7 protein-coding genes and 1 pseudogene are annotated in these 8,352 nt (G+C 75.7%); all 8 read left to right on the top strand.

Features of this window, described 5'->3' with window-relative positions:
* Window positions 1-853: cell division protein FtsQ/DivIB (locus ACFQH9_RS16785; RefSeq protein ID WP_379567067.1), on the top strand; the 853-nt coding region annotated here is incomplete at its 5' end.
* A 244-nt stretch (window positions 854-1,097) separates the two neighbouring features.
* Window positions 1,098-2,483, top strand: a complete 1,386-nt coding sequence (ftsZ, locus tag ACFQH9_RS16780; RefSeq protein WP_379567066.1) for a cell division protein FtsZ — start codon at window positions 1,098-1,100, stop codon at window positions 2,481-2,483.
* Between the two features lie 1,367 nt (window positions 2,484-3,850).
* Entirely contained in the window at window positions 3,851-4,585 is a 735-nt protein-coding gene (gene pgeF, locus ACFQH9_RS16775) for a peptidoglycan editing factor PgeF (RefSeq protein WP_379567065.1), read from the top strand.
* A 106-nt stretch (window positions 4,586-4,691) separates the two neighbouring features.
* Window positions 4,692-5,435, top strand: a complete 744-nt coding sequence (locus ACFQH9_RS16770; RefSeq protein ID WP_379567064.1) for a YggS family pyridoxal phosphate-dependent enzyme — start codon at window positions 4,692-4,694, stop codon at window positions 5,433-5,435.
* A gap of 56 nt (window positions 5,436-5,491) precedes the next feature.
* The gene (locus ACFQH9_RS16765) at window positions 5,492-6,241 is read left to right on the top strand and encodes a cell division protein SepF (RefSeq protein WP_379567063.1); all 750 of its coding nucleotides are present in this window, start codon (window positions 5,492-5,494) and stop codon (window positions 6,239-6,241) included.
* Between the two features lie 3 nt (window positions 6,242-6,244).
* Window positions 6,245-6,538, top strand: coding sequence for a YggT family protein (locus ACFQH9_RS16760; RefSeq protein ID WP_379567062.1), 294 nt, complete (start codon window positions 6,245-6,247; stop codon window positions 6,536-6,538).
* A 53-nt stretch (window positions 6,539-6,591) separates the two neighbouring features.
* Entirely contained in the window at window positions 6,592-7,461 is an 870-nt protein-coding gene (gene wag31 / locus ACFQH9_RS16755; RefSeq protein ID WP_379567061.1) for a DivIVA-like cell division protein Wag31, read from the top strand.
* Between the two features lie 79 nt (window positions 7,462-7,540).
* Window positions 7,541-8,352, top strand: a pseudogene (locus ACFQH9_RS16750) (hypothetical protein); the annotation flags it as partial.

Here is an 8,352-nt window from a genome sequence, read left to right as displayed (position 1 = left end):
CGCCGAGCGCGCCCGCCGCATCCGCGCGGAGCGGGCGGCGCAGCGCGGGCGGCTGCTGCCGCAGCAGCGCCGGGTGGAGGAGAAGCGGGCCCGGAAGGCGGACCGGAAGGCCGGCAAGGCGGCGCGCAAGGCCGCGCTGAAGCGGGCCCGGCCCGTCGAGCGGCGGTTCCGGATCCGGCGGCGGGTGGCGCTGACCCTGATCGTGCTCCTGCTGCTCGCCGGGCTGGGCGCGGGCTCCTGGCTGCTGCTCGCCCGCTCCGGGCTCGCCGAGGTGGAGACCGTCGAGGTGACGGGCACGCTCACCGTCCCCCGCGAGGCGGTGCTGGGCGTTGCGGCGGTGGAGACCGGGGTCCCGCTCATCGAGGTGGACACCAAGGCCGTGGCCCGGCGGGTCGCGGGGCTGCCGGGGGTCGCGTCCGTGCAGGTCAGCCGGGGCTGGCCGCACAGCGTGGAGATCGCCGTCGTCGAGCGGACGGCGGTGGCGCTGGCCCGGACCCCGCAGGGCGTCACGCTCGTCGACGCCACCGGCGTCGCCTACCAGAAGGCGCCGGAGGTGCCGCCCGCCCTGCCGATGCTCGGCTTCGGCGCCGTCGGGCCGGACGACCCGTCGACGAAGGCGGCCCTCGCCGTCCTGCAGGCCCTGCCGCCGGACCTGCGCGGGCAGGTGACCACGATCGACGTCGACAACGCGGCCACCGAGCCCACCGTCCGCCTGGGGCTGGGGGAGCGGCAGGTGCTGTTCGGCTCCACGGACCGCGCGGACCGCAAGATCGCGGTGCTCGTGCCGCTGCTGACCCAGGAGGGCTCGGTCTACGACGTCTCGAGTCCCGAGCTCCCGACCGTCACACGCTGACCTGCCGTTCCTGAGTGCTGAGCTGCTCCGTCCGGGGTAGCGGACGGCTGTCCGTGGGGCCGCATGGACGCTGGGTCACGAGCAGGTCACGGATGGTCAGCGCCACACCATCGAGGTGTTGCCGACGCGCGGCGCGCCTGCTGGACCGGGCCCCCTCCTCGGACCTAGCGTTCGACCGCGAACGGCCCGGACAGACCTGCTGGACGGAGCTGACCCGGACCCGAGCGACCGAGAGGTGCCGCGCATGACGCCCCCGCACAACTACCTGGCCGTGATCAAGGTGGTCGGCATCGGTGGTGGCGGCGTCAACGCCGTCAACCGCATGATCGAGGTCGGCCTCAAGGGCGTCGAGTTCATCGCGGTGAACACCGACGCGCAGGCCCTGCTCATGTCCGACGCGGACGTGAAGCTCGACATCGGGCGCGAGCTGACCCGGGGCCTCGGCGCGGGCGCCAACCCGGACGTGGGCCGCAAGGCCGCCGAGGACCACCGCGAGGAGATCGAGGAGGTCCTCAAGGGGGCCGACATGGTCTTCGTGACCGCCGGCGAGGGCGGCGGGACCGGCACCGGCGGCGCGCCGGTCGTCGCGTCGATCGCCCGCAAGCTCGGCGCGCTCACCATCGGCGTTGTCACCCGGCCCTTCACCTTCGAGGGCCGCCGGCGCGCCGGCCAGGCGGAGGACGGGATCACCCAGCTCCGCAACGAGTGCGACACCCTGATCGTGATCCCGAACGACCGGCTGCTGCAGCTCGGCGACGTCGGCGTCTCCCTGATGGACGCCTTCCGCTCCGCCGACGAGGTCCTGCTCTCCGGTGTCCAGGGCATCACCAACCTGATCACCACCCCCGGCCTGATCAACCTGGACTTCGCCGACGTCAAGTCGGTCATGTCCGGCGCCGGTTCCGCCCTGATGGGCATCGGGTCGGCCAGGGGGGAGGGCAGGGCCGTGCAGGCCGCCGGCAAGGCGATCAACTCGCCGCTGCTGGAGGCGTCGATGGACGGCGCCCAGGGCGTGCTGCTGTCGATCGCGGGCGGCTCGGACCTCGGCCTGTTCGAGATCAACGAGGCCGCGTCCCTGGTGCAGGAGGCCGCGCACCCCGAGGCCAACATCATCTTCGGCACGGTCATCGACGACTCCCTCGGCGACGAGGTGCGGATCACGGTGATAGCGGCCGGGTTCGAGGGCGGCACGCCCACGCACAAGAAGCTGGAGCCCTCGGCCTTCCGCTCCGCCGACCCCGCTCCCGCGCCCTCGGCCGCACCGCCCGCGCCGCCGGCCCCGCCGGCACCCCCGGCCCCGGGGCCGGGCGTCGGGCACGCGGGGCACGTCGGGCACGCGGGGCACTCCTCGACGGCCTTCGGCGCCGGGGCGAACCAGAGCGGCACGCTGCCGCCCGTGGCGCCCTACTCGCCGCCGGCGCCCCGCCAGCCCGAGGCCCGGCAGAACCCGGCCATGACGGAGCTGGGCGGGCCGGTGGGGGAGCCGGGCAACGGGGCCACCCCGCCGTCGCACGGGGAGCAGGCGCCGCCCGCGCCGAACGCCCCCTCGGCCTCCGCCGCCTCCCCGGCCCCGGAGACCCGAAGCGAGATCGACGACGACGTCGACGTCCCGCCCTTCATGCGCCGCTGACCCACGCTCTCCGAGCCGGGACGCGACTGTCTCGCGGTCGCGCCCCGCTCCCGGACGAGGGCGGTCGAGGCCGTGCCGACAGACCGCCGAGCGCGCACCCGTCGGACGCGCACCCGACGAACGCGCACCCGACGAACGCGCACCCGACGAACGCGCACCCGTCGAACGCGCACCCGTCGAACGCGCACCCGACGAACGCGCACCCGACGAGCGTTCACCCGGCGAGCGTTCACCCGGCGGGTGCGCACTCGGCGGGCGCGCACCCGCCGGACCGCGGCACACCTGTCGTGACGCCGCGATGCATCCACGAGGTCGCTGCACACCCCGTAGCGCGGTGGCACACCCGTCGTGACGGGGCGGCGCATCCGCGAGGTCGCTGGCACACCTGGTCGACCGGGTGTGGCGCGTCCGGCCGGTTGTGCGGCGGGCTGGTCGTCCTGCTCGAGCGATCGGCTCCGGCGGCAGGATCCGCGCGAGCCAGGCCGTCGGAGCCCCGCCGGCGCGGCGAGCCGCGGGCACGCCCCTCGTGCTGCAGCCGCGCCCCGCGGGATCGCCGCCACACCTCGTGGCGCGGTGGCACACCCGTCGTGACGGGGCGGCGCATCCGCGAGGTCGCTGGCACACCTGGTCGACCGGGTGTGGCGCGTCCGGCCGGTTGTGCGGTCGGCCGAGGTCCGGCTCGACGTGACGGCTTCGCCGCGGACATCCGACGCAGCCAAGCTGTCCGAGCCGACGACCTGTCGCGCCGCGGCACACCCCTCGTGGTGCAGCCGCACACCCGCAAGGTCGCTGCCACACCCTGTCGACGGGGTGTGCCGCGCTCCGGTGGTTGTGCGACCCGCGGAGGGACTCGCCGGGCTCGGCACCCTGGCCTCCGCGCAAGTGCTCGTCCCCGGCGCGGGCAGCGCGGACGCCGGCTGCCCAAGCGCTGACACACCCGCCCGAGCCGCTCACACCCCGTCGACCGGGTGTGCCACACCCCTGGCGGGTGTAGGAGCAGGTCCGTGCAGGTGTGCGGCGCTCGGCCGGTGTGGGAGCAGGTCCGTGCAGGTGCGCGGCGCTCGCCCGGGTGTAGGAGCAGGGCCGCGGGTGTGCGGCGCTCGGGCGGGTGTGGGAGCAGGGCCGCGCGGGTGTGCGGGGCTCGGCCGGGTGTGGGAGCAGGGCCGCGCGGGTGTGCGGCGCTCGGCCGGGTGTGGGAGCAGGGCCGCGCGGGTGTCCGGGGTCCGGCCGGGTGTGGCGCGGGCCTACCGCACCGCCTCCGCCTCGACAGCGCTGCCGCCCACCGCGGGAGAGCGTCGAACCGGCGGCTCGGGCCTTCGCGATGCGGTGGGACAGGGGGTGAGGGCGGCCGCGGATAGGGTCGGGGCGTGAGTGAGACGGCGCGGCGCGCGCGGGTCCGCAGGGTCGTGACCACGAGGGCCGGGGGCCGGTCCGCGGCGCCCTTCGACAGCTTCAACCTGTCCCGCTCGGTGGGCGACGACCCCGCCGCCGTCGACGCCAACCGCTACCGGCTCACCCGCGAGCTCGGCCTGCGCGGCACCGTGTTCCTGGGCCAGGTGCACGGCACCCGCGTCGCGACCGTCACCGAGCCGCCGCGGCGCAGCGCTCCCGACGTGCCGGGGACGGACGCGGCCGTCACCGCCGTTCCCGGGATCGGGCTCGCCGTGCTCGCGGCCGACTGCACCCCCGTTCTGCTCTCGGACCCGAAGGCCGGCGTCGTCGGCGCCGCGCACGCCGGACGGGTGGGCGCCGCCGCGGGCGTCGTGCCCGCGACCGTGGCGGCCATGCAGGAGCTGGGTGCCGCCGTCGAGGACATCGAGGTGCTGCTCGGCCCCGCGGTCTGCGGGCTCTGCTACGAGGTGCCCGCGGAGATGCGGGCGGAGGTCGAGGCCGCGCTGCCCGGCAGCGCCGCGACGACCCGGCGGGGCACGCCCTCGGTCGACGTCCGGGCCGGCCTCTACCGCCAGCTCACGGACCTCGGTGTGACCGGGATCGGGGTGGACCCGCGCTGCACGGTCGAGGAACCGGTCCTGTTCAGCCACCGGCGCGACCGGCGGACCGGTCGGCTCGCCGGGGTGATCTGGCTCGACGACCGCGCCTGAGCGCGCCCCTTGTGGACGTCCGGGCGACATCACGGTTGCGTGACGCTCGCGACACCACCCCTTCGGCTCGCGGGTGCCCCGCGTGACGTTCCGTAAGGTTCGCCCGGTGACCCAGGAGGCCTCCCCGGAACGGCGCGCCGAGCTCGAGCGCCGCCTCGGCGAGGTGCGCGCCCGCATCGCCGAGGCCTGTGCCGCGGCCGGGCGCGACCCGGACGAGGTCGAGCTGCTCGCCGTCACCAAGACGATCCCCGCGGCGGACGTCGCGGCCCTGGTCGACCTCGGGCTCGTCGCGTTCGGCGAGAACCGCGCCCAGGAGGCGGCCGCCAAGGTCGAGGAGCTGCGGGCCCTGCGGCCCACGGCGACGGTGCGGTGGCACTTCGTCGGCGGGCTGCAGCGGAACAAGGCCAGGCTGGTGGTCCCGTGGGTGACACGGGTCGAGAGCGTGGACTCCTCCCGGCTGGCCGCCGCCCTGGACAAGGCGGTGCTCCGCGCGCTCGACGAGGGAGTGCGGACGGAACCGCTGCCGGTGCTGGTCCAGTACAGCGTGGACGGCGACCCGGACCGTGGCGGCGTGCCCGACGAGGGCCTGCTCGCCCTCGCGGACCAGGTGGCGGACGCCTCCGGGCTCGTCCTCAGAGGACTGATGAGCGTCGCCCCGCTGGGTGCGGACGTCGAGGAGGCGTTTGCCGCGATCGAGGCGGCGGGTAGGCGGGTGCGGTCCGCGCACCCCGGCGCGACCGTGCTGTCGGCCGGGATGAGCGCGGACCTGGAGGTGGCGATCCGTCACGGATCGACGGTCGCGCGTGTCGGAACGGCCCTTGTGGGGGACCGGACGTTAACCTCCCCGTGACTGCCCGGTCCGCGGGGGCGGACCGGCATCGGGGGCGTCGAGGATTGGGAGCACGGATGAGTGCGATGTACCGGCTCAAGGCCTACTTCGGCATGGTGCCCGCCGAGGAGATGGACTACGCCGACGATCCCGACGCCTTCGCCGACCCGCGCCGGGCGCCCCGCGCCGCGCGCGCCGACCGTTGGTCGGATCCGGACGACCGCTTCGACGACGCGCCGGGCGCCCGGGACGGCTATCCCGGGTACGAGTCGGTCCACGACGAGCGCCCCGCGGACGACTGGAGCCGCCGGTCGGCGCGCGAGGCCGTCCGTCCGGCGCGCGTGCCCCGCGAGCCCGTGCGCACCCCGGCCGGGGTGGGCGGGGGGACCCCGGGCGGGCTGTCGGCCGCGTCGCCGGCGACCCGCGGCGCCCTCGCCGTCGACCGCGAGGAGCCCGTGCTGCGCTCCGCCCCGGAGCCGCCCGCGCCGGTCGCGACGCCCCCCGCGACCTCCGCGGTGCCCGAGCAGCGGGACCGCGGCGCGGCCGCCCTGGCCCGCATCACGACGCTGCAGCCCAGCAGCTTCACCGAGGCCCGCACGATCGGCGAGCGGTACCGCGACGGGGTCCCGGTCATCATCAACCTGACCGACCTCGACGAGGCCGCGGCCCGCCGCCTGGTGGACTTCGCCGCGGGCCTGGCGTTCGCGCTGCGCGGCTCGATCGACAAGGTGACCAGCCGTGTGTTCCTCCTGACGCCGGCCGACGTCGAGGTCTCCGCCGACGACGCCCGCAGGCTCGCAGAGCGGGGTCTCTTCCGACAGGATTAGGGCGTGCCGATCGCCGTCCAGTTCGTCGTCTACTACATCCTGTTCTTCTTCTGGCTCCTGCTCGTCGCCCGGATCGTGGTCGAGCTCGTGCACTCCTTCGCGCGCGAGTGGGTACCGGCCGGGCGTCCCGCCGCGGCCCTCGAGGTGGTGTTCAGCGTCACCGACCCGCCGGTGAAGTTGTTGCGGAGAGTGATCCCCGTCGTCCGGATCGGGGGCGTCGGGCTGGACCTCTCGATTATGGTTCTGCTGCTGGTGGTGTTCATACTGATGAGCATTGCCAGACCGGCGGTGGCGTGAGCCCCAGTCACCCGCCAGCCGGTTTGCCGCCGAGGACTGCATGAGGTGATCCGATGCCGCTGACGCCCGCCGACGTTCACAACGTCGCGTTCAGCAAGCCCCCGATCGGTAAGCGGGGGTACAACGAGGACGAGGTCGACGCGTTCCTCGACCTGGTCGAGGCCGAGCTGGCCCGACTGATCGAGGAGAACGAGGACCTGCGCGAGCAGGTCTCCCAGCTCGAGCAGCGGCTCGGCAACGCCGAGGCCGACCTGGAGGAGGCGCGGTCGCGCCCGCAGGGCGGGATGGGCGTCCAGGCCGGCCCGCCGCCCACGCAGCAGATCCGGCCCGTGGAGCCCCCGCAGCCGCCGCGCCCGGTCGAGCCGCAGCGCGGCATGGGCCCGATGGGCGACGGCGACGGCGCGGGCGGGGACCACCACGTCCAGGCCGCCAAGGTCCTGGGCCTGGCCCAGGAGATGGCCGACCGGCTGACCGCCGAGGCCAAGAACGAGGCCGACGCGATGCTGTCGGACGCCCGCGCCAAGTCGGAGCAGCTGCTCAGCGAGGCCCGCACCAAGTCCGACGGCCTGGTGAACGACGCGCGCGCCCGCGCCGAGACGATGCTCAACGACGCGCGCACCCGCGCCGAGACCCTCGAGCGGCAGTCGCGCGACAAGGCGTCGTCGCTGGTCAGCGAGGCCGAGCGCAAGCAGACGGAGATCATCGGCACCATCACGCGCGACAAGGGCGTGCTGGAGAAGAAGATCGACGAGCTGCGCACCTTCGAGCGCGAGTACCGCACCCGGCTCAAGACCTACCTGGAGTCGCAGCTGCGCGACCTGGAGGGCCGGGGCTCGGCCGCGCCGTCGGACGCCGCCCGGTCCAACGCCAACGGCGGGTACGCCGCCAGCGGCTACGGCCAGCGCGCGGACGCCGGAAGCTGACGGCCCGGACCGTCGTCCGACCGACTGGCGGGCGGCAGCGCGGCTCTCGCGCCGCCGCCCGCCGTACACGGGGTGAACAGTGCTGCTGCTGGTTCTCGTTCTGGTCCTGATCGCCTTCGGCCTGCTGGTGGTGGCGCTGCTCTCGGGCAGCGTCCTGTGGGCGTGGATCTCCGTGGCCGTGTCCGTCGCGGCCGCGGTGGCCCTGCTGGTCGACTGGCTGCAGCGTCGCTCGGCCGTGAAGGCCGGCGCGGAGTCGCAGCAGGCGGCCGGCGCCGCCCCCGCACCCCAGGGCGGCCCGCAGCCGACCCGGCGTGACATCGAGCCGGTCACCGAGGTGATCCCGGTGGTCGGGCAGGGCGCGCCCGGGCGTGCGGCCCCGCCGCAGGCCGGGGTGGACCGTGGACAGTCCTCCTCGGACTCCGGCCCGGCTCGTCCGGGCTCCGGACCCGACCCGGAGGCCACGTCCGTGATGCCCCGGGTCGAACCGTCCGGCTCAGCCGGGCGACCGTCCGGCGCTGTCCCGGACGCCACCCGGTCCAGTGAATCTTCGTCACGCAGCGTCACCGATGACGAGGGTCGTGCCGGCGCCGAGGGCCGTCACGACGCCCCGTCGGGCGAGGGCGGCTCCGCAGCCGGTACCGCGGTGGCCGCCGGTGTCGCCGGGGTCGCGGCCGCGGGTGTCGCCGGTGCGGCGCACGGCGCCCACGAGAGCGAGGAACCGGCGGCCGGCGCACCCGCGCAGCAGCCCGCCGCGGGCATCCGCGGCGAGCCCTCGGAGCCGGCGGGATCGACGGCGGGATCGACGGCGGAGCGGTCGGCCGAGCCCGCCGGGTCGGCGTCGCCCGCGTCGCCCGCGTCGCCCGCGTCGGCGGCGCCGCCGGTCACGTCCTC

This window comes from Pseudonocardia lutea (assembly GCF_042658055.1).
Classification (GTDB): Bacteria; Actinomycetota; Actinomycetes; order Mycobacteriales; family Pseudonocardiaceae; genus Pseudonocardia; species Pseudonocardia lutea.
The sequence above is the reverse complement of the archived record's forward strand: the minus strand, read 5'-3'. Positions and strand labels throughout refer to the sequence as shown.

What these genes read in the sequence shown, in the direction of transcription:
- ftsZ (WP_379567066.1), top strand. Translation starts at nt 1,098, where the DNA reads ATGACGCCCCCGCACAACTACCTGGCCGTGATCAAGGTGGTCGGCATC.
- ACFQH9_RS16765 (WP_379567063.1), top strand. Translation starts at nt 5,492, where the DNA reads ATGAGTGCGATGTACCGGCTCAAGGCCTACTTCGGCATGGTGCCCGCC.
- wag31 (WP_379567061.1), top strand. Translation starts at nt 6,592, where the DNA reads ATGCCGCTGACGCCCGCCGACGTTCACAACGTCGCGTTCAGCAAGCCC.